This is a genomic window from Flavobacterium ginsenosidimutans (assembly GCF_037478105.1).
Taxonomy (GTDB): domain Bacteria; phylum Bacteroidota; class Bacteroidia; order Flavobacteriales; family Flavobacteriaceae; genus Flavobacterium; species Flavobacterium ginsenosidimutans.
In genome coordinates, this window is sequence record NZ_CP147988.1 from 4,272,211 (window position 1) to 4,296,229 (window position 24,019).

Below are 24,019 nucleotides of genomic sequence, written 5' to 3' on the forward strand. Positions count from 1 at the left end.
GACTCGCCCATTTTTAATTCGGACGTTTAAACAATGTATATTGAGACGTTTAAACAAAGTCATGTCTTAGTGTATCCTCTAATTTTGTCCTGTTAAATAACTTAAAATTAAAAAAAATGGAACAGAATAATTATCAGGGAAAATTGCAGAAAGCTACAGGTTCCGGATTTGATGCCAAATCCACCTCAAACGAGGTTATAAAAGGAATTGATCTTAGAGGAAAAATTGCCATTGTTACGGGCGGAAATACAGGTATTGGTCTGGAAACGGTGAAAACACTTGCCAGAGCCGGCGCAACAGTGATCGTACCTGCCAGAGATGTCGAAAAAGCCAAAAGAAATCTGGAAGGAATTGCCAATGTATTAATAGAAAAAATGGATTTAATGAATCCCGATTCTATAGATGCTTTTGCTGAAAAGTTTTTGCTTTCAGGACAACCGCTTCATTTACTGATTAACAATGCAGGAATTATGTGGGTGCCGCTGCGCAGGGATAAGCGAGGATATGAATCGCAGCTGGCAACCAATTATCTGGCGCTGTTTCAGCTCACGGCAAAATTATGGCCTGCTCTAAAAAAGGCTAATGGCGCAAGGGTGGTTAATGTTTCTTCGGGAGGACATCAATTTTCAGATTTTGATTTTGAAGATCCTAATTTCCTCAATCGGGAGTATGAAACTTTACAGGGATATGGACAGTCAAAAACAGCTGTTAATCTTTTTTCGGTTGAATTAGATACACGTGCAAAAGCCTATAATGTCCGCAGTTATTCTTTATGTCCGGGTGCTGTTGGCGAAACAGAATTAGCAAGAGAAGCACCAGTTGATTTGTTTCAAAAACTGGGTTACAGTGATGCTGAAGGAAATATACTTCCGGAAGTTGCAGCGTCATTAAAAACAATTCCGCAAGGTGCATCTACAACCCTTTGGGCAGCCACAAGCAAATTGCTGAATGATATTGGCGGGGTTTACTGTGAAAATACGGATATAGCAGCATTGAGTTCAAATGATGCAATTATTGGCGGTATTAAATCGTATTCATTAGATGAAAAAAATGCAAAACGTTTATGGAAATTAAGCGAGGAGATGACTGGAATAAAATTCGATCTTCGTTAATATTTGTATCTTTATACCACACAAGCAATTATGGATTATCAGGTAAATTACATAAACCCAGAGATTAAACTTTCTAATTATACCGGCAAGCTGTTTAAAACGGAAGCCGCGTTTAATGATCATTTGCTTGTGTGGTTAATTTCGGGGGAAACGAAAATTATTCAGGCAGATGAAACTTTCGCATTTGGTGCTGGCAGTACTTTTTTAATTCCCAGAAATCAATTGGCTGCCATTATTAATATTCCAAAAGATGGTTTGCCGCACAAAGCAGTTGCCATGCATTTATCGGCAAAAAGACTTCGGGAATTTTATGATCACGAAAATGCAAAGTCAAAAACGGCGACACCAAAAATTTTCAGTTTCCATAAACATCCTTTATTGGAAAGCTGCTTGGCTTCGCTGATTCCGTATTTTGAGATGCAGGAAAATTTCCCGGAAAATATCGCTTCCTTAAAAATTACTGAGGCAATTTCGATACTTAGAACTATTGACCCGGATATTGACGCTATACTGGCAAACTTTGATGAACCTTACAAGATTGATTTAATTGCTTTTATGGAGAAGAACTTTATGTTTAATATGACATTGGAAAAGTTTGGCTATTTAACAGGCCGAAGTCTGACCACTTTTAAGCGTGATTTTCATAAGGCTTTCAACGTTACACCGCAACGCTGGCTAACCAAAAAAAGATTAGAACTAGCCCATTATCAGCTCAATGAAAAAAATAAAAAACCTGTCGACATTTATTATGAAACAGGTTTTGAAAATTTATCGCATTTTTCCTTTGCGTTCAAAAAACAGTTTGGTTACTCCCCAACTGAATTGCAAAGAATGAATAAAAATTCTTAAAGGGTTATTTGCTAGTGGCCTCACTAAAAACGAGCGCTGTTTCCCTTCAAATTTGCCATAATAAGCTATGAAAGTTTATTTACTTTAAATAAATTATTACGTAATTTTCATCAATCACACCGGGTCATCCAAACCAAATTTATAAAGCCAATGAAAGACAGAAACCAAATATAATGCGCCAATCTCTTCAAATCTTCCATAAATTTTGTTGAAATTTGTCCGGTCGAGTCACCACAGCCAAATGGCGCAATTCAAGTCAATTAGCGCCATTTATTTAGTATAAAACATTTATTTTTTTAGTGGTCTAATTTACATTTCTCCAAAGACAAGATTGCGTCCTCTGCAGCCATACCCCGATAGCAGTGAAACCATTTTGTGCAGGTGTTCGGCACAAAAGATTGGAAAGTATAGCGGGAAGAGCTCCTGAAAAAAATTAATATGCCTTTTCAGATCACTTACCTCAATACTCTATTAGCACACTTTTACCGGGAAGCAGGCAGGCATACATGATCTATACTTTGTTTTTAAGAGAGCGAGCAAAGGCCTTTTTGATTACGACTGGTGGAAGTTCACCAAATAAGTTACGATGAATTTCTCGGTTTTGCTTCTGGGATAAAAAACGTGGATTTATGGATAGTTGCTCTCAAAACCTGGATAGGTGCAAACTTGGAATGCAAACCTATCGCATAATTTGCGTTTAAATAACTATTTTTACCGGCTTGCATTGGATTTGTATCGATGATCGTTAGCAAAATGAGATGGTCAATCTTACAATTTAAATATCCGCATCTAACTAATGAGAAAAACGTTAAAAATGAAGACATTTAAATTCTTAAAAAATAAATATAATGTTGAGCTCCTAATTGATATTGGCACTTATAAAGACATCCCCTATTATTTTTTTGAAAGTGAGCTTCATCATACCGATTTTTATGAACTTATATTTTTCTCTAAAGGAAACGGCTGTTTAGAACTGGACCAGCAGAGAGTAGAAATTTCAGATAATACAGTCATTTTTATTTCCCCATTTCAAAAAAGAAGATGGTTTTTGGACAAGACTAAGATCGAATGCTATTTCCTCTTTTTCCAGGACAGCTTCCTATCTAATTTCTTCTCCGATAAACTCTTCTCTTTCAGGCTGCAGTTTTTCTACAACAAAACCAAACCGCTCTATCTAAAGGTTAACGATGACTTCTTTAAACAGTTAACGAATATAATTCAGGAGCTGCTTATTGAGGTCAAAACATTCAGGTCAGATAGCGAACATATTATAAGGGCACTGCTGTATTTTATACTGATCAAACTCAACCGGGCCTATGCAGAGCATTACCTTCTGTCTTCAGAAACAGAAAATAACAGCGTTGCATTTATGTTTAAAGAGATTCTGCAAAATGAAGTCCGCACGACAAGAAATATAGACCATTACGCGAAGCTGTTAGGTATCAGCAGAGTAACATTAAACAAATGCATCAAAAAGCAGTTCGGGGTTACCGTTTCTGAAATGGTAAATCAATTTATTCTCTTTGAAATAAAGTCCCTGCTGTCTTATACGAAGCTGAATATAAATGAAATTTCATACCTATTGAAATTCTCCCAGGCAAATCATTTAACGCGTTTCTTCAAGGCGCAAACAGGAATCTCACCAAAAGAATTTAGAAATGCTTATCAAAATGGTAGTTCTGTTATCTAACTGGTAACTATTCTATTTTACATGTATGATATATTTGTACATGAGAATATCTTTATCAAAAGACAGCAAGCATCCTTATCGAAATCACTAGTAAATATGTTCTACTCTCAGTAGGACACTTAAACTAGCAGACAATTAAAATAGCATTTCAATGAAAAAGCAAATCAAATTTAGCTCTATTTTCACTTTGATATTACTCCCCTGCTTTTTATTCGGCCAACGACAACAAACCCTCGAACTCGCGAGCCTGTACAAAAAAGGAAAGCTAAAATCAGTAAATAGAGAGATCAAAATCGTTTCGAGTGATATTGGAGCTTATCTAAAAATATTGGAAAGTAAAAAGGAAGGTATTATATGGCTGCCTGCTCGGGACTTTAAAAACGGTACAATTGAAATTGAAATGCGTGGAAAAGACGTTTTTCAACGAAGTTTTATTGGGATTGCCTTTCATGGTGTCGATGATATTAATTATGATGCTGTTTATTGTCGTCCTTTCAATTTTTTTGCTAAAGATTCTGTTCGGAGAATTCATGCTGTGCAATACATCTCGCATCCCGATTTTACCTGGGAAAAATTAAGAAAGGAAAGGAATGCTGTTTTTGAGAAAGAAATCATCAATCCACCAAACCCTGATGATTGGTTTATCATGAAATTAGTAATTGACAGAACAACTGTTAAAGCATATATAAACAATGCAACCGTCCCTTCGCTGATGGTTGAAAAACTAAAAAATCGAACACCTGGAAAAATAGGGCTGTTTACAGCAGACAGCAGCGGAGGAGACTTTAAGATCATTAAGATAAATTATAAAAAATAAAACCATTACTAAACCTGTATCTCTTGGTAAATCCATCTGCTAATTTTGTGTTCTAATCTATAAATAAACTTATACTTATGAGAAAATCAATCATGAACAATGTTTTATTGCAGGAATCAGAAACTGCTCGAGAAAGTTTAAAAATCGTTTATACTATACTATTGCTGTCACTGATTGCTTTGATTTTTTCTGCCTGTTCCAATGACGAAGGGGGAGGAAATACATCTGAATATTATTTTAAGGCTACCGTTGATGGCCGTGAAATAAATTACCATTCCGCAAAATTTCAAGGCGATGGCGGTACTGATAACATATGGGAACATGTCGTAGTTGGAGCTGATGAAACTTCATATACTTTTAATGGACCATTGCCTCCTTCTCTTGATTTTGAAATATGGTATAACGCTGGGAATATCGAACCCGGTGATTATATTAGTCCCACAGATGAGCGCTTGATAGTACGCTATGCTATCCAGACTTCCGAGGGAACGAATGTATATAATACATCCTGGCATGACTCGCCATTTAAGGTAACTATAGAAGCGATCAGCAAAGAAGGCATTAAAGGAACAATGGCGGGAACCCTTCAAAACCAGCAAGGAGAAACCAGGATAATCACTAATGGTTCATTCAATCTTCCTTATGATCAGCTGGTAAATCCATAAAAGTGCCATAGAGTGCAGTCAAATAATTCATAGAAACAATGCTAAAATATCGGGATCGAATTGAAGAAGGAATATCGCGAGATTGTTAAGTTAGAGTCACACTAATAATTTCTGCCTCACAATTTATTTACTAACATCAAACCTATAATCATGCTAAAATATAAATCGCTTATAAAACTTCTTATTGTAATTATCTTATTGACCGGAAGTTCTGCCAGCGCCCAGCTGGATGGCCTGCTTCAAAAAGCAAAGGATAAGGCTGGACAAGTAATTGAAAAAGAGACAGATAATAAAAGGTCCACAAAAAGCCATAAAAATTCCGGACGGACTGTCATTGCTTCTGGTGATTTTCATAAAGGAGATACGCTGATTTTTGATGAAGATTTTTCGAAATATAAAGCAGGCGCCTCCGCCGGGAGTTTTAAGACAAACGGTGCTGCGATTGTGGCCATTGTAGCCGGACAGAAAGGAAAATGGATGGTTTTGCAGGATAAAGCAACCTTCAAGCTTTCAAAGGCACTCAAGTATCCAAAGCGATTTACTGTAGAATTTGACATACTGGCATCGGGAGATAAGATTACCGATATTTCGCCCATGTCCTTTGGTTTTGCAGCAGATAATAGTGACCGTGAGTATACCAGTAATGTGGGGTCATATGTAGAACTGCACTATTATGACGCCAATCAGGTCAATATCGGCAGCAGCAATCCACAAAAATTTGTCAATACCACGTATGATCTTGCTCAGGACCTTAACCAGCCTTTGCATGTTGCCTTAACTATTGATGGAGACACGATGGCTGTATATCTGAATAATACAAAGCTTGCCGATACCGTTTTATTTAGTCTTGGCGCAGCTAAAAACTTCTTTATAACCGCTCCATGGGAATATAAAAATGACGCTAAGGTCTTGGTTTCTAATTTTAAAATCTCAGCATTCAGAAATTGAGAAAGCAGAATATTACAGTGGCAGAAGCAAGTGAGATTTAGTTGTAGAAGCAAATTTTTGCAAATGCAATATTTTGCATGGTGAAATAAAATTAAATACTATGTTTAGTCAAATATATCTGCAAAACATACATCAAAGTGTAAGTAAAATGAAATATAAATGTCTTTGGTAATAAAAAACTATGAAAAATTTTATAAAATGGTCAAAACGAATAGGCTTAGGCTTAATTACATTGATAGTATTATTACTTCTTGTTGGATTTGTGTTTGAAAGGATATCCCGAAATGATGCTGAAAAAATTAATCCCGATGGCAGCTTTGCAGAAGTTGGAGATCATCGCCTTCATTATTTTAAAAAAGGAAATGGGGGACCAACGGTTGTATTTGAAACTGCACTTGATCCTGGCGGACACCTGCAATGGTATAATATTCAACAAGAATTACCAACTTCTTATACAAGCTTTTCATATGACAGGGCAGGAATTTTATGGAGTGATAGAGGGCACAATCCCAAATCAGGTGAGGAGATCGCTGGAGAATTACATCTTTTACTGGAAAAAGCCAATGTTCCAAAACCCTATATTCTTGTAGGACATTCATTTGGAGGGACACTTGTTCGATTTTTTGTCAACAAATATCCTGAAGATGTAGCTGGTGTAATATTAGTGGATAGTCAATGTCCTAATGATAAAAAATATTTATCTCCCAAACTATTTAAAATGGTCAATCAAGGATTGCCAGAAGGTTTTTTGAAATTCGCCAATAACTTTGGACTGGTCAGATTAGTGTTCAAAAACATGTTTCCAAAGAACAAACAATACCAACATCAAAATGCAATAATGCCCGCTTTACTTTACAAGAGTGCTGAGGCTGTGTTTGAAGAGCAAGATCAGATGCGTTCCATCAAGAAGGAAGCATCAAAAATACACTCTTTTGGCAGTATCCCTCTTTACGTATTGACCGCCGAAGATCAAAAACGCTATGATTCCTTTATTAAAGACGGTAAATTAAAATCGGAAATGATAAATGCCTGGACTAAGATGCAAAAGGATTTTTTAATCCTCTCTACCAACAGCAAACAAATTCTGGTTCCCAATAGTGGACATTATTTAAACCAGGAACAACCAAAAGTTATTGAAAACGCCATCAATGATATGATAAAAGAAATAATAGCTCCACAATAATTAATACAATTAACAAGGGATACGATGCCACAAATTGAAACTTATAAAACTACAAAGTAAAAAGTCTTCGATTCAAATATCTTTATCCTTTTTCCTTAAGATCCACATTGATTATTTTTGAAACATAACAACTTTTATATTATCATATCGCAAAACCAATAATAAAATCGAATTTAAATTTATTAATGATTGGTTTACAATGAAGTTAGTAATTGCATAAACAAAGCAACCCATCCTTCACTAATAGTCAAAAAACTCAACAATAGAACACCTGGAAAAATAAGTGCTATTTTACAACAGATAGCATTAGAGAAGGCTTTTAAATAATTATAAAAAATAAACCATTACCTAATCTCTAATCATAGAGTTTCGCTCTCGTATAAAAACTCTTTATCAACTGTTTTAACCCCTATAATGTTATGCTGAAAAGAATACTTTTAATTATCTTGCTTTCTATTCCCCTTTTTGCTACTCCATCACTGAAGGAAACTTTTAACATCTGGGGAAGGATTGTAGATAGTGGATTTAGTCCTATTGAATCATTTTCGATTAAGGTTTTCGAACTTAATACTATTACAAATCAAAAAAAAATAATCCAAGATTTTAAAGTCAGAGATGATAATGGCGAATTTTTAATAAAAAACCTTAACTCGGAAACTTATCTTATTGAAGTTACAGTTGATTATTATACGAGGTACAGCATCATAAAAACACTTGGAAATAAAAACGAATCAGTTGGAGAAATAATTTTGCAAAATACTTGGTAATTGAAAAATAGATTCTTTCTATTTCTAGTTATCTTTTTTACCATAATTATTTTCTCGAAAAAAATAATCTTACAGTTCTTTTTTGTATTAAAACATCTGATTGCACAATGGAATGCCTCTTTTGCCACAAAATCTTAAGGCTGTCTATAAAAGATCTAATAATTTTTTTCCTTAAGCTTGATTTGTGAAATCATAAAAATTTTTCAATCTATCCCCTACAGGACATCCAAACCAAATTGTTCAAGACATACAAAGACATACCCTACCTGTAGTGGGCCAATCTCTTCAAATCTTCCATAAATTTTGTTGCAATTTGTTCCCTCGAGGTCACAAGGCCAAATGGCGCCAATTGAAGACAATTGGCACCATTTTTTTATTTGCACTAGTAAAGAAGTTAACTTTGAATCATTTTTATCTTTCTTCTGTCTTTCTTTAGCCCGATTGCTTCGCTAGTTCGCTTCGGGGCAAAGGTAGTTGTCCAAAATCAATAGAAAAAGGTCAATAAATAGCCAAAATTGGTCTAAATGAAGCTTTTTTAATTTAAAGGGGTTAGCATTAATTTATCCCAAAACTTCAATTTAGGCCTCATCAGCATTAAATATCACTTTTATAAATTCAGTAAAAACGGTGAAATGTCGGTTTCAAAATAAATCCTGCCCGGAGCATTCCCCTTTCAGATTTAAAATCTATCAGACTCTCACTATAACCTTGCCACCACTGCAGGGTAATGAGCTGATTAGCCTTTTTTGACAGTTTATAGCTGATCCCTGCATTCAAACTTCCCTTGAAATCCCAGCTCGCGCCTTTTCTTAGCGTTAAGTCAAAAAACAATCTGTCATTGCAGGTGATCCACTGAAGCTGCCCCTCGCCGTATCCGATGTATTTTGGAAGAGATGGATTGTTATCTATCAAAAAAGGCAGCCATGCCTTGACCGAAACAAAAAGTTCGGGAGAAAATACTCTAATAAATCCTATCGAAATCATATTTATGCTTCTTGAATAGATACTGTCGCGTCCATTGGATTCGTGTTCTATTCCATAGGTCAGAGCACCAACAAAATAATTATTTCTAAATACGGGTCTTAGCATCATCAATCCCGGATTATAATTGCTTTCCTCAAAAGGGCTTGATGCTTTATATATCTTCCAAAAGGATTTTTGTGTGTAAGTTAGATAAGCATAAGAATCAAACAGCAAAGGTTTGTCTGATAATCGCTGCTTGAAGCTAAACTGAAACTTAGCATCCATGCTGTTTCTCGTAGGTGTTTTATCTAAATTCACACCCGTTACAAAATAATTATCTTTATAAATCGAAAAGGCAGGAAGTTCGGTAATTATTTTATGAATTGAATCTCTATCCAAGGAAAATTGCGCATAGCTGAAGGTATAAAACATTAATAACAGTAAGAAATAGTTATTTTTTATGTACCGAGAAAATAGATTGCATTTCATATAATTTTTTATTAGTAAGCATCAGCCATTTATTCTAAATTCAACTCAATAGCAGATTTAAAAATGTATTTGCAGAGAGATCACAATAAATTCTGCGCCTCACAAATAGATTATTTAAGATTGTATAAAATAGTCCTCAGTAAATTGACACTACTTCTTTTTGACTTTTTATTGCTGTGTCAGCATTTTTTTTGTCTCGCATTACACCCCATTTTATACAAGCTGCTCCCCAAGAGAAGCCAGCCCCGAAGGTTGTGACTAATAGGTTTTCTCCTGTCTTAAAATCATCTTTGAAATCCCAAAGACAAAGAGGAATTGTTGCAGAGGTCGTATTTCCGTATTTCTCGATATTAATTTTTATTCTGGACTTATCGATATTTAAATTTGAACCCACCGCCTCAATTATCCGCAGATTGGCCTGATGAGGTATTACCCAGTCAATATCATCCGTGCTAAAGCCGCAGCTTGTTAAAACTTCCCCGCTTACAGAACTCATTGCTGCAACTGCCTTTTTAAAAACATAAGCCCCATCCTGTTTTATGTAATGATCTCTATGAAGCAAACTCTGCATACCAGCAGGTATTTTAGAACCTCCTGCCGGAACTAAAAGCGAAGAAGTACCACTCCCGTCAGTATGAAGAATCGATTTCAATAATCCAAAATCAGATTCTGATGCTTCAAGCAATACAGCTCCTGCTCCATCACCAAACAAAATACAGGTAGAGCGATCTTCATAATCTACAAGAGAACTCATTTTGTCTGCCCCTGCCACCATAACTTTCTTGTAACGCCCGCTTTCGATCAGGCAGCCCGCTAATTCAAGTGCATATAAAAAACCGCTGCATGCTGCATTGATATCAAGTCCAAAGGCATTTTGCAAATTGCTTTTTTCACATACCAGAGATGCTGCCGGCGCCAGCATATGATCGGGAGTAGCAGTAGCAAGTATCAAGACTTCAATCTCATACGGGTCAACCTCATAGTTTTCGATAAGATTATTAATCGCACCAGATGCAAGATCAGATACAGCAGTATCATCGTCGGCTATTCTGCGCTCTTTAATTCCTGTTCTTTTTTCAATCCATTGTTCTGAAGTATCTACTGTTTTAGAAATTTTTTTATTATCTAAAATTAAAGGCGGCACATAGCCACCGACAGCTGTTATGACGGCATTCATTGTCTATTTTTTTTTAAGCGTAGCTTTTTCATATCGTTATAATGCACTTAATCGAAAAAAGATTAAACAGATGTTTTTTAATCTTTTTTCAATTAAAATAATGGTCACCGAAAGTCTCGGCAACATATTTATTTAATGAAGTTTTTCTTGATATTTTCGATAAAGTAGTAACCATAAATAAAGGCAGCGAAATTGCCTCCTGAATAATAAGCAAGTACGATGGGATACTAGCCCATTGGTTATAAACGTTTTAAACACCCCGCTTTTTAATACTGCGGAAATGACAATAAAGGAACATCTAAACCAGATGCCATTATTCTTGTTTTGCTTTTGTGGACCAGAGAATCCCAAAAACCATATTTTTTAGGCACCATGACCAGTATATCTGCCTGATAGCGCTTGATTTCTTTTTCTATTTCATTAATAACGGCATTTGACCGCACTGTCTTGTAAATGTACTTCACATCCTCAAACTCTTTTCCCTGTGTGCCATCCCTTACTGCTGCCTCATCCCGTTTCCTTATTTCAGCAACACTTTCCTCGACACTGAAAACTTCAATCTCAATATCAGGATTTCCTATTACCTTGATAATCCAGCTGAATCTCCTAGCGGCCGAAAAACTCAGCGTATCGCAGGCATATAGTACTTTTCTTAATTTTTTAAAGCGGGCATTGAGAGGCACTGCCAAAACAGGGATATCAATATTTTTAATGACTGATGTTGTGGTGTTGCCCAGCAGATCCTGCTCAAAAGAACGTTCTGCCATACCCATTACAACCAATTCAGCACCTGTGCTTTCAATTACAGCTGACAGTTCGTCTTTCAGAAGGGAATAGCTGCAGCAACATTGGACTTCAATTTTAAACAAATGGGCTATTTCTTTACCCAGGTTTTCCAGTCTTAAAATAGCCCTGTCTAATTCTTTCTGCAGTTCTTCTGCGCTGATAAGCGCATTTGCGCTGTGCACATTTAAGCTAAAAGAGTTAAATAGAACAAGTTTCGCATTTGTGGCTTGGGCAATTCCTGCCGCATAGGTAACGGCATTTCTGGCTGTATCGGAATAATTTGTAGCAGCGATGATGGTTAGCGGTGTGATCATAGTTGTATGTTTTTAGATGCTTTTGCAAGCCATCAGATATTTTGATTATAAGCAGAAGAGAAAATGCTTCTGCTTATAAAATTATTTAGTATTCGCCAATTGCTTTTTTGTATTTGGCTTCGCTGATTTTGTATCCTGCCTTTGCATCGATAAGATCAGCGTAGGCTTTCTGCCAAAGCACCTGGGCTTCCAAAACGTCTTCTCCCAGAACGGTTCCGGCATCAAAACGATCCTGATTTAAACGAAGATTTTCCTCAGCCTGTTTTAGTGACTTTTTATTCAGATCTATTTGTGTTGCAGCCTGATTAAGCATCAGCCATGCGTTCTGAACCTCAATGCTCAAAAGTTCTTTTGTTTCCTCAAGTTCCAACTTTTGCGCTTCGGTTACAAAATGCTGTTCTTTTACCTTCTGTTTCCTCGCTCCCCAATCCAGAATAGGAACAGAAACTGTTACCAGTCCCACAAATGCCTTCATATCATCGCTCCCGTCAGAAAAATTAATCTTTTTACCGTAAGATGCCAGGCCGTTTGCACTTAAGGCAACAGTGGGTTTTTGGTCTCCTTCCAGTAACTTGGCCTGGTACTCGTTGACCTCGACTGACTTACTGAGCGCATAGATCTCAGGACGGTTATTTACAGCCGACGCAACATCGGCTTTGCTTATCAGCCGCATATCATCTGAAAAATTGCCTGCTACATCGTATTGAGCTGCACTTAAACCTGTAATCTGAGACAGAGCCAGTTTGGTTATCGTTAAACCGTCTTTAGCTTTTGTCAGGTTAAGGATCGCTTCGTTTTGCTGCACTTCCACTTTAAGCAGATCATTTTTATAGATCAAACCTGCATTAAAAGAGTTCTCAAGGTCTTTTTTCAATTCGCCTAAAAGGCTTAGGTATTTTTCTGCCAGAACTACTTTTTCCTTTAGGTTGACAGCCTGCCAATACGCAGTTTCAGCGTTCAGCAGCACCTCGTCTTCGGTTAAATTTTTCTGGGCGCTCTGCAGGTCAACCAATGAACTTGTCATTTTTTTTGCCGTCTGGATTTTGTTTCCTGCATAGACAACCTGGGTCACGGCTACAGATCCATTAGCACTGTATTCAGGCAGTAACGTCCTGAAAGGATCCGAGAGATAGAGCCCGAAAACGCTTGCCTCTACAGTGGGTTTTGTCGCTGCATTGGCCGCCTGATTGGCCGCTTTGGCTGCACTAATGCTGCTTTGGGCCTTCTTGAGTTTTTTGTTGTTTTCCAAAGCCATGATTCTGATCTGATCCAGAGAGACAGTCTGCTGCCCGTGAACAATTCCTGAGAAAAAAATCAGGAACAAAAAATATATAGTGTTTTGTTTACTTTTCATGTCAATTCATTTTTAAACAATCCTGCCGAAATTTTATTACAAATCGACAGGAGGTTTGAAGAATTATTATTATTTATCAATGCTGGTGAACCGGCTTATACAGTACATCCTCTTCTCCATCAGGCTGCTCTTGAGGCGCTTCATCTTCGATTATAGGGTTCTTCAGTAACTTATAGTACATGACAGGCACCACAAAAAGGGTTAGGATCATCGAAAAGATCAAACCAAAAGCTAGCACGCTTCCCAGCGGACCCCACATAGGCGATTTACCTATAATCATAGGCACTACGCCGACTGCGGCAGCGGCAGAAGTCAGGAAGATAGGTCTCATTCTACGTTTAGCAGCGGCAATTGCAGCAGCTTTGTGTTTGTATCCATGATCTCTGATAAGCTCATCTGCATAATCGACCAGTATGATTCCGTTTCGCACCACGATGCCTATCAAACTTATGATTCCCATAAATCCAGTCATACCAAGTGGGTTACCTGTTACAAGAAGCCCTAGGAAGGCTCCAAAAAGACTCAGTAAAAATGTACACAATACGATAAGTGCCTTTCCAAGACTTTTGAACTGAAACAAAAGGGTCAGGAAAATCAAAATAAGGCTAACTCCCAAAGATATCCCCATACTTGGCGCATTCTCACCGCTTGATTCGGCATCGCCTCCATATTGAATCGTAGTTCCGGCAGGAAGCTTGAGAGCATCTATTTCCGGCTGTATTTCCTGAAGAATACGCGAGGGCTTTTTACCCAGCTGCGCCTCTGAATATACACTCAGCATCTTTAATCCGTTTCTTCTCAGTAGCATTCCGGTGTGCCATTCAGGATCTAGAGTTGCTACAGCTTTAAGCGGCACTTTCTTCCCATAACGTGTTGTAATGTGAAGATTCTGCAAGGCAACGAGATCTTTACGACTATCTTCGTCATAACGAAGGAAAATGTCTACCGTCTTATCTCCTTCCCATAAGGTCGAAATAGAATATCCTTTTAAACCGGCTCCTAAAGTCTGCGTAATGGCTTGTGTGCTTATACCTAAGCGGCTTGCTTTCGCATTATCTATATTGAGTTTGACCCCCATATAATCGTACTCGCTGCTCAATCGGACATAGTTGACCCCCTCAGCTTTTTCCAGAATTTTTTTGACTTCTATAGCTGTTCGTTTCTGATCAGCTTCATTTTCACTTACCACCCTGATATCAATCGGAGCACCCTCCTGAAAACTCAGCTGTTTGATTTTAACCGCTCCGTCCTGCATAAAACCTTTTAACTTGTCCAGATACTCCTTGGCCATTTCATTTGTTGCATCAATGTCCGTTGTTGTAATAAATACCTGCGCAAATTGTTTTCTTGGAGTTTCCGGTGCGTATGACGTATGAAAACGCGGTGAGCTCATTCCTATGAAACTCGTTACGTCAACAACCCGTTTGTCTTGTTTTAGGATATTTTCCAATTCTTTTACTTTCGCTTCGGTTCTCTCCAGAGATGTGCCGTTTGGCATCCAGACTTCCATATTAAACTGATTGCGCTCACTTAAAGGGAAAAATTCAGAATCGACTTTTGTAGCAATAAAGAGAGCTGCAACAACAGAAAGCAATCCCAATCCCATGGTCATTTTAGGATTTCTAAAAGCTGCTTCTACTCCTTTATCAAAAGCGGACTGAAGGTGATCCAGCAGGTTTTTCTTTATGGGTCTGTCGCTTATTTTGTGTTTTAATCCTTTCTTTATAAACACATAACAAGTGTACGGGGTAAAAAGAAGCGCAATAAGCATGGAAACAATAAGAGCAATGGCAACTGTTACTGGAAGGTAAAACATAAAATCCTTAGCAATTCCGTCCATAAAAATGGCCAGCGGCAGGAATGCGAATATAATTGCGAGTGTTGCCGTAAATATAGGAACCATCAATTGCTTGGCAGCCTGCCAGGCACCTGTCCAAGGCTCTACGCCTTCGTCGAGTTTTTCGATATAATTGTCGACCACCACAATGGCATTATCGACTACCATTCCCAATACAATAATAAGAGCGGCCAGTGTTACTTGATGAAGTTCGACACCAAGCATGTTCATAAAGGCAAAAGTGATCAGCATAGAAATCGGAGCTGCTGCGGAAGCCACTACTGCTATACGAAAAGGCAGTAAAAGCATGACCACCAAAAGCACTGAACCGATTGCCAGACCAAATTCTTTCATAAAATGGCTGATGCTGTGCTCCACATCTTTTGGCTGGTTCACAATGGTTTTCATTTTAATATCCGGAGGAAATGTTTTTTGGATAGCCGCAATTTTTGCTTCAACTTCTTCACCAAATGCTACAATATTGTTCCCCGGAAGCATATCGACAGACAAGACCATAGATTTGTCTTCCCCTACACGTACAAATGATGATTTTTCTTCGAAACGGCGTTCAATCTCAGCCACATCTTTTAAACGGACAATTGTTCCTGATGGTGTCGTGTAGACAATCTGGCTGGCAATATCATTTTCATCCCTGTAGCGGCTGTTGGCATAAATAGGCACAATATTATTAGATCCTACTGATACTTCTCCAGTATAGCCTGTAATATTCTGCTGTTGCAGAATCCCCATTAAAGTGCCGGCATCCAGTCCGTACTGCTGAAGTTTTTTATCGTTTATTTTAATATAAATCTGCTGTCTTTGCCCCCCCGAACGATTGATCTTAGAAACCATCGGAATGACTTTTAACCCGTCTTCCAGTTTGTCAAGGTATTTTTCGATCTCAGCATACGAACGCTCTTTTGACGATACAGAAATAATCATTGCCGTAACATCGGCAAAATTACTATTGATAAAGGGACCTATAACACCCTGAGGCAATTTTGAACGCAAATTGGCATCCATATCCAGCTGAAGGGTATGCCAGAATTTCTTTCTGTCTTTTACATTTGTGTAAATTTCGGTGGTAATGAAAACCTGTCCTTCACGAACTTCTGACTTTACTTTCTTCTTTTTGATTTCTTCAAAGGAGAATAAGTACTGCTCTATTTTCTTTGCCACTTCTTCTTCTACCTGATGTTCGTCAGCACCAGGATAAATAGCATATACCAGAGCTGTAGGCATATCAATTCTAGGGTTTTCGCTTCGGGGCATGTTCACTAAGGAATTAATTCCCATCAGCATCAGCAGCACAACCAGTACAATGACCACCTGCTTGTGTTTCATTGCGGCTTCTAAAAAGTGTATTTTTCGCTTTGTCATCTTTTAATTGAATTTTAGGAAATTAGAATTTGACAGGCGTACCGTCTGATAAGTTGGTTTGTCCATTTACAATGATTTTGTCGCCCGCGTGAAGTCCTTCTTTTACTACAACATCATTGGTTCCGGTTATTTTAGATATATTGAGTCTCTTTTTAAAAGCAGTATTTCCTTCTTTAGCTATATACACGTAGTTTATATTATCCGGATCTCGCACTAGGGCTTGCGCCGGAATAATTATTGTATTTTGAATCTGTCCGGAGTTGATGCTGATATCGGCAATCATTCCAGGAAGCAGCTGTCCATTGGCATTATCCAGACGCACCTTAACGGTGTAAGTTTTCGAAAGATCATCGCCCTGCGGATTAATTATGGTAATTTTTCCTTTGATTTCCCTATTCAAAGACGGTATCGAAATAGTGGCATCTGCCCCTATTTTCAATGAACTGATTTCATTTTCATTAATAGCGGCCACAGCATATACCTTATCAGATTTCACAATGGTAAAAGCTGGAATTCCTGGTGCCGCGCTGGCACCTGCCTCGGTGAGTTTATGGGTTACGATTCCTGAGAAAGAAGCATACAATTTGGTATCGTGCATGTTTTTCGATGCCGTTTCTTTATTTGCTTTTGCTTGTGCCAGACCCGTTTTTCCAGAAATATAATCTCGTTCAGGAAGGCTTCCTTTTTTATAGAGCTGATGGAGACGGTTGAAATTATCCTGTGCCTGTTCCAAGGCTGCATTTGCGACGATAAGATTGTTCTGATAGGCATTCTGCTCTATTGATGCCAGAAGCTGTCCTTTGACAACACGCTCTCCCTCCTGCACCAGAACAGCAGTCACCCTTCCCGGAATGCTAAAGCCGATAGAAACAGTATTGTCTGCTTCAATAGTGCCGCTGTAATCCAAAACTTCTGCCTGAGATGACAGTTCAATTTCCCTAACACTTACTTTTACAGGTTCAACTGTCTGGTTTTGGTCTGTTTCCTTTTTACCGCATCCGGCACTTAATAACATAATACTCAGAATAGATAAGATATTCCTCTTAAACATTACCATATAATTTGCTTTTTTATATTGATTAATAAAAATCCATGCAGTTATTCCAACTGATGGTGCAAATCTCCATAGAATGTTTAGTCTACAAAAGGTCTGTTCCGAGCCGTTTTTGGTCTATAACCATCATTTTAGGCCATAGCGTTTCGCCTCACTTGCATAAGAAAGGTAGTTTTTTAAGAAAAATACAGCACTAATTTTAATGTTATTTGTATTTGTCTCGAAATGATTTTGGGGTGATTTTCATTTTCTTTTTAAAGAATTTCCCGAAAAAAGATTGGTCACTGAAATGAAGTATTTCAGCAATTTCTGCCAGCGAATGAGAGGTTTCCATCAGCAGGTCTCGCGCCTCCATGACTACTGCTTCCTCAATAATTTCGCGCGAAGAGTTTCCTGTGGCTTCTTTCAAAAGTTTAGACAAATGTCCCGAAGTTATAAAAAGCTTGTCGGCATAAAACTGTACATTCCTATTCGCCCTAACATGAATCGAAAGTAGGGATAAAAATTCATGAATGATCTCTTTTTTTCTGCTGTTTTTCAAATCGGCCTGATTTGCTCCGGTACGGTGTATTTCCATCATTTCAAGCGCCAGCAAATTAAAATAGTGAAATGCTTTTGCGTTCTTGAAGAGATTCGTTTCGGATTGTGACAAATTAAGCATATACATCTTTGTCATAATATCGAAAATAATATTGTACTGATCTTCTGTAAGCGATAATATTGGAGTTTGGTTAAGCTCCGTTAATCTAAAAAGTCTTATATCCTCATAATTAAGCATATTGGTCATTGCAAATTCATCCGTAAATACAAAACCTATATTCTGAGCAGGTTCTATAATTTCCAAAATATGAATAACAGACTGCGACGAAAATACAATGACGTCCTTTGGACTTACAATGTAGGTCTGCAAATCTACCTGTACTTTCATCTTACCGTGCAAGAGGAGCATTATTCCTGTATTACTGCATCTGAAAGGGAATGGGAACGGATTTTCTTGAATGAGCTCTTTGTTGTAATGCACATAAAACTCGGTACCGTACTCAGCTTCATCCCCGAGTATATTAATAATATCCCGTAAGCTATAATTCTGAATTTTTGTGTATTTGCTCACTTTTATAAATTATGACAAAGCAAATTTAAAATATTAACTTCTAATCTTACGGAAATTTTTAAAAATCCAGCAGTTGGAGTTGATGTTTTTTTGCTGCAAAAAATTAAAGTGAATTTTACAGATGTTTCGCTTGATTAATATGTATGATAATTAAAAGGCACAGTACATTTTTTTTAAAGCTTCAAGTTCCATTCTATATAAATGCTAGAGCTTTATGCAACAAATCTGAAACTCAAATTATTTTTTTTTACTTTTAAACTGCATTTTAGCTTAACGGATTGCTCTTTTGACTTCTTGTTCAATTCATGCAAGAAATTGGTTTATTTGTGACTTAATGCTTTTTCTCACACAAATAGCTAAGACGAATAATATGTGGTCACTTTTAGTTAACCATTAAACTCTGACACTGTTTCCACAAAAATTAAAGAAGACTTATTTAAACAAATAAAAAATCAAATAAATTTATTCATAAATCCAAGACAGTAATTCACATAGCCAATGAAAGACAATTCCAACTTAACTCTAAAAATCTTTTCAAATCCTCCATAATATTTGTAGAATGGTAAATTAGTTTAATACCATAAACAAATTTAGTTTTTATAATTTTTTACATCAATCCCCAACAGGACATCTAAACCAAATTACCAAAGCCACTGGAGGACAGATAACTACATATAATAAGCCAATTTCTTCAAATCATCCAAAAAAGATGCTGTAATTTGTCCTGTCCCCGTCACAAACAAGCCAAAAGGCGCCAATTGAAGACAATTGGTGCCTTTTTTATATAACCTTTCTAATTTTTATTAGTCTAAAGAGCTGAAATATACTTTGTTTTTATTATATCAGTATAAAAGCTAAGTGTACAGCAAAGCTGAAAGACAACTCTCTGTGTTGAATAGAAAGACATCAATTGGGTTTGAATGGTACATCTCTCCAACACAAAAACAGGGCTCTTTGGCAGCCCTTAGCCCCGATTGCTTCGCCACTTCGTTTCGCTCGTGTGCAGTGGAAATACTTTTGTGCCGAGGTTCGGCACAAAAGATTGGAACGGATAGCGGGAAAAAGCTCCTAAAAAATAATATTACATACAATTGACCCGAGGCTGGGCACAAAAGATTGCTTCGCCAGTTCGCTGTCGCTCGGGTGCATCTTACAGCGGGAAGAGCTCCTGAAAAATAAATACTAATAATATATACACCACATCCATAAAACAATAAAGGCACCTGCTTAGCAGGTGCCTTTATATAAACTCACTGTGATAGTATGGTTATGCTACAACTACGTTTACTGCGTTTGGACCTTTACGGCCTTCTTCTACGTCATATCGTACTGCATCGTTTTGAGCGATGTTTTCTGATAGACCTGAAGCATGAACAAAAACTTCGTCCCCTCCATTATTAGGAGTTATGAATCCGAAACCTTTTTCTTCATTGAAAAATTTTACTGTACCTTCTTGCATTTTAATGTATTTAATTGTTCAAAGATAGCTTATTTAATTGGAACTTACTGAAATTGAGATTTTTATTTTTAAAACCAAATAATATACAATTGAATCGTTTTAATATTTTAATTGAAATTGTGAAACACTTTAAAAATGTAATGTAAAGATTCTTTAAAAAATTCTAGTTAGATTCGCAGGTACCAAAACAGAATCGCTATGTACCAAAATCCGATGCTTTTGAATAATATAGTTGATTCCCTTCCCCTGCCTGTTGCAGTGTATGTGGGAAATAATTTAACCATTGAGATTGCCAATCCTGCCATGATTAAGACCTGGGGTAAAGGAGATCAGGTAATTGGAAAAAACTATCTTGATATAGTCCCTGAAATTAAGGATCAGCAAATTTTTGATCAGGCGCTAACTGTGCTGAAAACCGGCATTGCATTTCATGCCAAAAATAAAAAAGTGGACCTTATTATAGAGGGTATCATGACCGAACACTATTTTAATTACTGTTTTATTCCCCTATTTAATGAAAAGGGAGAAGTATACGGTGTACTCAATACAGGAACCGATGTAACAGATCTTAAGAAGGCTAAAGAAGAGGTGAAAAGTTCAAATGAAAAACTTACCATGGCAATTGATGCTTCGGGTATAGGAACCTACGAAATTGACCTGGCCACAAAAAAAATTAAAACTTCCGGGAATTTTAATGCCATCTGCTCTATTGATAAAGAAATAAGCACTGATGAGCTGATTTCCCGACTGCATCCCGATGATCTGCCTGTACGGGAAAAGGCACATAAGGAGGCTCTGACTACCGGAGAAATAAGCTATGAAGCCAGAATTATAAGCAATGACCAATCTGCAAAATGGGTCAAAATTAGCGGTAAAATCATAAATAATGTAAAGGGAATTCCCAAAACTATTATCGGTGTCATTCAGGATATTCAAGAACACCGAGCATTTGAAGAAGAGCTAAAAAAACAGGTTGAAAATCAGACAGAAGAGCTGACACGCTCCAATAATGATCTTCTTCATTTTGCAGGTATTGTTAGCCATGATCTTCGGGAGCCTGTTCGAAAAATTAAAATTTTCAATACGCTGCTGAGTGATGAGAGCAAATCTGGTTTCTATAGAAATTCAGAAAAATATACATTAAAAATTGATCAGTCTGCAAAGAGGATGGAAAATATAATAGAAGGCATTTTAACCTATTCTACTCTTGACAAAACTAGTCAGCCCTTCGAGAAAATTGACCTCAATCAAATTATTGAAAATATTAAAACGGATCTTGAACTTGTCATTAAAGAAAAAGATGCTATTTTAATTACTTGTGAACTCCCTGAAATGGAAGGGGCCCCTATTCTCATCAGCCAGCTTTTTTACAACCTGATGCAAAACGCCTTAAAATTTTCAAAAGCAGACCAGCCCCCAATGGTAATCATTTCTTCATCACTAATCGATCATAAAGGAATAAAATCTGTAGAGATCAAAATTAAGGACAATGGTATCGGGCTTGATCCGGCATTTAGTGAAAGAATATTTACTCCATTTGAACGTCTCCATTCCAAAGACCAATACGAGGGCAATGGTCTGGGGCTTGCATTGTGCCAAAAAATAGTGAAAAGACACAATGGAAGAATTAGTGCATCTGGCCAAAAAGACAATGGGGCTGAATTTACCGTAATACTGCCTTTAATACATACAGGCAAGACCAAATGAAAATTGACATTACAGATTCTATTTATAAATTACATCTAAAAATAGAAATGACATGATATACTTTTTAATTATAGATGATGAACCTATTGCACATCGTATTATTGAAAACTATTGTGAAAACCTGCAGCATTTACAAAAGAAAGGAAATTTCTACAATGCCTTTGAAGCTATGGAATTCTTAAATAAAAATGCAGTAGACTTGCTATTTTTAGATATCAATATGCCCAAATTATCCGGTTTCGATTTTTTAAAAACATTACCCAATCCACCTAAAATAATAGTGACCACAGCCTATAAAGAATTTGCTTTAGAGGGTTATGAACTTAATGTTTCTGATTATTTACTAAAGCCCTTTAACTTTGACCGATTTCTAAAAGCTATTAATAAGACATTTGATAGTGCTCAAAATAAAAAAAGTAGTGTTGCATTGCCAACAAACGAAGCAGAGCCAAAAACAAATAGCTTTTTTTTAAGGGGTGATAAAAAGTACCATCAAATTCATTTTGACGATTTACTGTTTATAGAAGCTTATGGACATTATTGTAAAGTATATCTAAAAAATGACATGATTATAAGTCATCAGAAAATTTCAGATTTTGAACAGCTTCTCCCAAAATTTAATTTTATAAGAACCCATAAATCTTTTATTGCTGCAAAAGGTAAAATTAAACAGATTGAAGGTAACAGGATATTAATTGATAAATATAAAGTACCTATTGGACAAACTTATAAAGAAAACATTATGATGCTTTTATAATTTTGAATTTAATAACCCATTTACATTTATCTTATACAGTTTACCAATAGGAATTGTAAAATCACCGATTTTGATCCTGTTTCCTTCCACACTTTTAATATGTTTAATGGCAACAGCAAAGGATTTATGAACCTGCACAAATTCATTTTTGGGTAATTGTTCTAAAAACACAGAGATTTTTTCACGAATTGTAATGGTTTCAATCGTGGTTATAATTTTGGTGTAATTCCCTGTTGCTTCAATATAAAGTATGTTTTCAAGCTCCACTTGAAAGTGTTTTTTATTGCTCTGAACAAATATTCGGTTTGAAATAATACTATTTCCAGACTGTATAACCTTTTGATTAACTGAACTAAACGCTTTATTGATGGCTTTTAAAAAACGTTCAAAACCAAAAGGCTTTAGTAAATAATCCGAAATAGGATATTCGTATCCTTCCAATGCAAATTCTTGATAAGCGGTTGTAACGATTACTTTTGGCAGATTTTGCAGCGTTTTTAGAAAATCAAACCCTTTCAAAACGGGCATATTCAAATCCAAAAAAATCAAATCCACTTCATTGGTGTTCAGAAATTCAAAGGCTTCCAAAGCATCGTAACAGTTTTTTATTAGCTGCATATTGGGTACTAAATCGCAATAGCCTTTAATGATGTCGTGAGCGATAGGCTCATCGTCAATTATTAAATATCTAATCATAATTGTTTCAAAATTAATCGGGCCTGATAGATACTTTCTGTTTTAGAAAAAGTCAGATCATGTTGGTTTGGATAAATTAATTCTAACCTTCTTTTTAGATTTTTCAAACCAATTCCAGATTGGTTATCCATTTTTTCGTAGTTGTTTTCAATTGCAAAACTTATTTCGTTTTGTGAGGTGGTCAAATTCATTTTAATGTAAGCATTCTGTCTCAAATTTTCGACTCCGTGTTTGAATGCATTTTCCAAAAGTATGATAAACAACAGCGGCACTACTTTTCGGTTTTCATCTACATCACAATTAAAATCGACTGTAATATGTTTATGGTAACGCATTTTGTGCAGTTCGATATAGTTTTTCAAAAAATAAATTTCTTCCTGAATTTTAACTTTTTCCTTTTCTCCCTCATAAATACTGTAACGCATCATATCCGAAAGTTTTAGTATTAATTCTTGTGCTTTTCGCGAATCTTTAGCAACCAAACCATATAAATTATTGAGCATATTGAAAAAGAAATGCGGACTAACCTGGCTTTTCAAGAGCATCAATTCGGCTTTTGTTTTTTCGCTTTTCAGTTTAGTGATAAAAATAATCTGTCTGATGAGCCAAACAATCCCTAGGCATACAAGCAAAACATAGTAATAAATTACAATTAGGGCAACTTTTGGATGGTAATTGCCTAAAAATACAACGGATTTGTTTTTCGTAAAAATCACTTCATAAACAGTAATTATTAGAGGAATAACTCCTATTGTCAGAAGAGCAATTACAACCCATTTTAAATTTCGTTTCACAGCAATCATTTTGCAATATTACAATTATTAATAGCCCTCAGCAAGAATGTTGACAAAGAACAGTCAATGCGTTTTGAAATGATGTAAATGAGTGATGAAAGCAGTTTGAG

Annotated in this window: 20 protein-coding genes; 10 read left to right on the forward strand and 10 right to left on the reverse strand. The window is 36.5% G+C overall.

Annotation, left to right across the window (positions count from 1 at the left end; genetic code table 11):
• Nucleotides 1–116 precede the first annotated feature (116 nt).
• The 8 genes from V6624_RS18625 to V6624_RS18660 all read left to right on the forward strand — a co-directional run bounded on the left by V6624_RS18625 (nucleotide 117) and on the right by V6624_RS18660 (nucleotide 8,031).
• A complete protein-coding gene (locus V6624_RS18625) occupies nucleotides 117–1,112 on the forward strand; it encodes an SDR family NAD(P)-dependent oxidoreductase (protein ID WP_338839730.1) in 996 nt (331 codons plus the stop codon).
• A gap of 30 nt (nucleotides 1,113–1,142) precedes the next feature.
• The gene (locus V6624_RS18630) at nucleotides 1,143–1,961 is read left to right on the forward strand and encodes an AraC family transcriptional regulator (RefSeq protein WP_338839731.1); all 819 of its coding nucleotides are present in this window, start codon (nucleotides 1,143–1,145) and stop codon (nucleotides 1,959–1,961) included.
• Nucleotides 1,962–2,775: 814 nt separating this feature from the next.
• Nucleotides 2,776–3,651 carry an AraC family transcriptional regulator gene (locus tag V6624_RS18635; protein WP_338839732.1) on the forward strand — a complete coding sequence of 292 codons (876 nt, stop codon included), beginning with the start codon at nucleotides 2,776–2,778 and terminating at the stop codon, nucleotides 3,649–3,651.
• 151 nt (nucleotides 3,652–3,802) lie between these two features.
• Nucleotides 3,803–4,468, forward strand: coding sequence for a hypothetical protein (locus tag V6624_RS18640; protein WP_338839733.1), 666 nt, complete (start codon nucleotides 3,803–3,805; stop codon nucleotides 4,466–4,468).
• Between the two features lie 77 nt (nucleotides 4,469–4,545).
• Complete coding sequence (locus V6624_RS18645) at nucleotides 4,546–5,133, forward strand: hypothetical protein (protein WP_338839734.1); 588 nt, start codon at nucleotides 4,546–4,548, stop codon at nucleotides 5,131–5,133.
• A 150-nt stretch (nucleotides 5,134–5,283) separates the two neighbouring features.
• Entirely contained in the window at nucleotides 5,284–6,081 is a 798-nt protein-coding gene (locus V6624_RS18650; protein WP_338839735.1) for a hypothetical protein, read from the forward strand.
• A 181-nt stretch (nucleotides 6,082–6,262) separates the two neighbouring features.
• Nucleotides 6,263–7,264, forward strand: coding sequence for an alpha/beta hydrolase (locus tag V6624_RS18655; protein ID WP_338839736.1), 1,002 nt, complete (start codon nucleotides 6,263–6,265; stop codon nucleotides 7,262–7,264).
• Between the two features lie 419 nt (nucleotides 7,265–7,683).
• Nucleotides 7,684–8,031, forward strand: a complete 348-nt coding sequence (locus tag V6624_RS18660) for a hypothetical protein (protein ID WP_338839737.1) — start codon at nucleotides 7,684–7,686, stop codon at nucleotides 8,029–8,031.
• Between the two features lie 615 nt (nucleotides 8,032–8,646).
• Here V6624_RS18660 and V6624_RS18665 read toward each other — a convergent pair.
• The 8 genes from V6624_RS18665 to V6624_RS18700 all read right to left on the reverse strand — a co-directional run bounded on the left by V6624_RS18665 (nucleotide 8,647) and on the right by V6624_RS18700 (nucleotide 19,955).
• On the reverse strand, nucleotides 8,647–9,426 hold the full coding sequence (locus V6624_RS18665; RefSeq protein ID WP_338839738.1) for a phospholipase A: 780 nt from the start codon (nucleotides 9,424–9,426) through the stop codon (nucleotides 8,647–8,649).
• Nucleotides 9,427–9,619: 193 nt separating this feature from the next.
• The gene (locus V6624_RS18670) at nucleotides 9,620–10,660 is read right to left on the reverse strand and encodes a beta-ketoacyl-ACP synthase III (protein WP_338839739.1); all 1,041 of its coding nucleotides are present in this window, start codon (nucleotides 10,658–10,660) and stop codon (nucleotides 9,620–9,622) included.
• Between the two features lie 266 nt (nucleotides 10,661–10,926).
• Entirely contained in the window at nucleotides 10,927–11,760 is an 834-nt protein-coding gene (locus tag V6624_RS18675) for a universal stress protein (RefSeq protein ID WP_338839740.1), read from the reverse strand.
• An 85-nt stretch (nucleotides 11,761–11,845) separates the two neighbouring features.
• Entirely contained in the window at nucleotides 11,846–13,114 is a 1,269-nt protein-coding gene (locus V6624_RS18680; protein WP_338839741.1) for a TolC family protein, read from the reverse strand.
• 76 nt (nucleotides 13,115–13,190) lie between these two features.
• The gene (locus V6624_RS18685) at nucleotides 13,191–16,331 is read right to left on the reverse strand and encodes an efflux RND transporter permease subunit (RefSeq protein ID WP_338839742.1); all 3,141 of its coding nucleotides are present in this window, start codon (nucleotides 16,329–16,331) and stop codon (nucleotides 13,191–13,193) included.
• Nucleotides 16,332–16,353: 22 nt separating this feature from the next.
• Nucleotides 16,354–17,346 carry an efflux RND transporter periplasmic adaptor subunit gene (locus V6624_RS18690; protein WP_338839744.1) on the reverse strand — a complete coding sequence of 331 codons (993 nt, stop codon included), beginning with the start codon at nucleotides 17,344–17,346 and terminating at the stop codon, nucleotides 16,354–16,356.
• A 244-nt stretch (nucleotides 17,347–17,590) separates the two neighbouring features.
• The gene (locus V6624_RS18695; RefSeq protein ID WP_338839746.1) at nucleotides 17,591–18,496 is read right to left on the reverse strand and encodes a helix-turn-helix domain-containing protein; all 906 of its coding nucleotides are present in this window, start codon (nucleotides 18,494–18,496) and stop codon (nucleotides 17,591–17,593) included.
• A gap of 1,267 nt (nucleotides 18,497–19,763) precedes the next feature.
• A complete protein-coding gene (locus V6624_RS18700) occupies nucleotides 19,764–19,955 on the reverse strand; it encodes a cold shock domain-containing protein (RefSeq protein WP_338839747.1) in 192 nt (63 codons plus the stop codon).
• A 213-nt stretch (nucleotides 19,956–20,168) separates the two neighbouring features.
• Here V6624_RS18700 and V6624_RS18705 point away from each other — a divergent pair, with 213 nt between their 5' ends.
• Complete coding sequence (locus V6624_RS18705; protein ID WP_338841918.1) at nucleotides 20,169–21,662, forward strand: PAS domain-containing sensor histidine kinase; 1,494 nt, start codon at nucleotides 20,169–20,171, stop codon at nucleotides 21,660–21,662.
• Between the two features lie 52 nt (nucleotides 21,663–21,714).
• Entirely contained in the window at nucleotides 21,715–22,419 is a 705-nt protein-coding gene (locus V6624_RS18710; protein WP_338839748.1) for a LytTR family DNA-binding domain-containing protein, read from the forward strand.
• Here V6624_RS18710 and V6624_RS18715 read toward each other — a convergent pair.
• Both V6624_RS18715 and V6624_RS18720 read right to left on the reverse strand, forming a co-directional pair.
• On the reverse strand, nucleotides 22,414–23,115 hold the full coding sequence (locus V6624_RS18715; protein WP_338839750.1) for a response regulator transcription factor: 702 nt from the start codon (nucleotides 23,113–23,115) through the stop codon (nucleotides 22,414–22,416). The two genes, V6624_RS18710 and V6624_RS18715, sit on opposite strands and share 6 nt — an antisense overlap.
• Nucleotides 23,112–23,918 (reverse strand): sensor histidine kinase, encoded by an 807-nt coding sequence (locus tag V6624_RS18720; protein WP_338839751.1) that lies wholly within the window; start codon nucleotides 23,916–23,918, stop codon nucleotides 23,112–23,114. Before V6624_RS18720 ends, V6624_RS18715 begins: the two co-directional genes overlap by 4 nt.
• Nucleotides 23,919–24,019: the final 101 nt, after the last annotated feature.

Excerpts from the sequence above, each read along its gene's own strand:
- V6624_RS18720 (WP_338839751.1), bottom strand. The coding sequence starts at position 23,918 with ATGATTGCTGTGAAACGAAATTTAAAATGGGTTGTAATTGCTCTTCTG.
- V6624_RS18660 (WP_338839737.1), top strand. The coding sequence starts at position 7,684 with ATGCTGAAAAGAATACTTTTAATTATCTTGCTTTCTATTCCCCTTTTT.
- V6624_RS18690 (WP_338839744.1), bottom strand. The coding sequence starts at position 17,346 with ATGTTATTAAGTGCCGGATGCGGTAAAAAGGAAACAGACCAAAACCAG.
- V6624_RS18680 (WP_338839741.1), bottom strand. The coding sequence starts at position 13,114 with ATGAAAAGTAAACAAAACACTATATATTTTTTGTTCCTGATTTTTTTC.
- V6624_RS18710 (WP_338839748.1), top strand. The coding sequence starts at position 21,715 with ATGATATACTTTTTAATTATAGATGATGAACCTATTGCACATCGTATT.
- V6624_RS18655 (WP_338839736.1), top strand. The coding sequence starts at position 6,263 with ATGAAAAATTTTATAAAATGGTCAAAACGAATAGGCTTAGGCTTAATT.
- V6624_RS18675 (WP_338839740.1), bottom strand. The coding sequence starts at position 11,760 with ATGATCACACCGCTAACCATCATCGCTGCTACAAATTATTCCGATACA.
- V6624_RS18700 (WP_338839747.1), bottom strand. The coding sequence starts at position 19,955 with ATGCAAGAAGGTACAGTAAAATTTTTCAATGAAGAAAAAGGTTTCGGA.
- V6624_RS18650 (WP_338839735.1), top strand. The coding sequence starts at position 5,284 with ATGCTAAAATATAAATCGCTTATAAAACTTCTTATTGTAATTATCTTA.
- V6624_RS18685 (WP_338839742.1), bottom strand. The coding sequence starts at position 16,331 with ATGACAAAGCGAAAAATACACTTTTTAGAAGCCGCAATGAAACACAAG.
- V6624_RS18645 (WP_338839734.1), top strand. The coding sequence starts at position 4,546 with ATGAGAAAATCAATCATGAACAATGTTTTATTGCAGGAATCAGAAACT.
- V6624_RS18670 (WP_338839739.1), bottom strand. The coding sequence starts at position 10,660 with ATGAATGCCGTCATAACAGCTGTCGGTGGCTATGTGCCGCCTTTAATT.
- V6624_RS18635 (WP_338839732.1), top strand. The coding sequence starts at position 2,776 with ATGAAGACATTTAAATTCTTAAAAAATAAATATAATGTTGAGCTCCTA.
- V6624_RS18625 (WP_338839730.1), top strand. The coding sequence starts at position 117 with ATGGAACAGAATAATTATCAGGGAAAATTGCAGAAAGCTACAGGTTCC.
- V6624_RS18705 (WP_338841918.1), top strand. The coding sequence starts at position 20,169 with ATGCTTTTGAATAATATAGTTGATTCCCTTCCCCTGCCTGTTGCAGTG.
- V6624_RS18715 (WP_338839750.1), bottom strand. The coding sequence starts at position 23,115 with ATGATTAGATATTTAATAATTGACGATGAGCCTATCGCTCACGACATC.
- V6624_RS18665 (WP_338839738.1), bottom strand. The coding sequence starts at position 9,426 with ATGTTTTATACCTTCAGCTATGCGCAATTTTCCTTGGATAGAGATTCA.
- V6624_RS18630 (WP_338839731.1), top strand. The coding sequence starts at position 1,143 with ATGGATTATCAGGTAAATTACATAAACCCAGAGATTAAACTTTCTAAT.
- V6624_RS18640 (WP_338839733.1), top strand. The coding sequence starts at position 3,803 with ATGAAAAAGCAAATCAAATTTAGCTCTATTTTCACTTTGATATTACTC.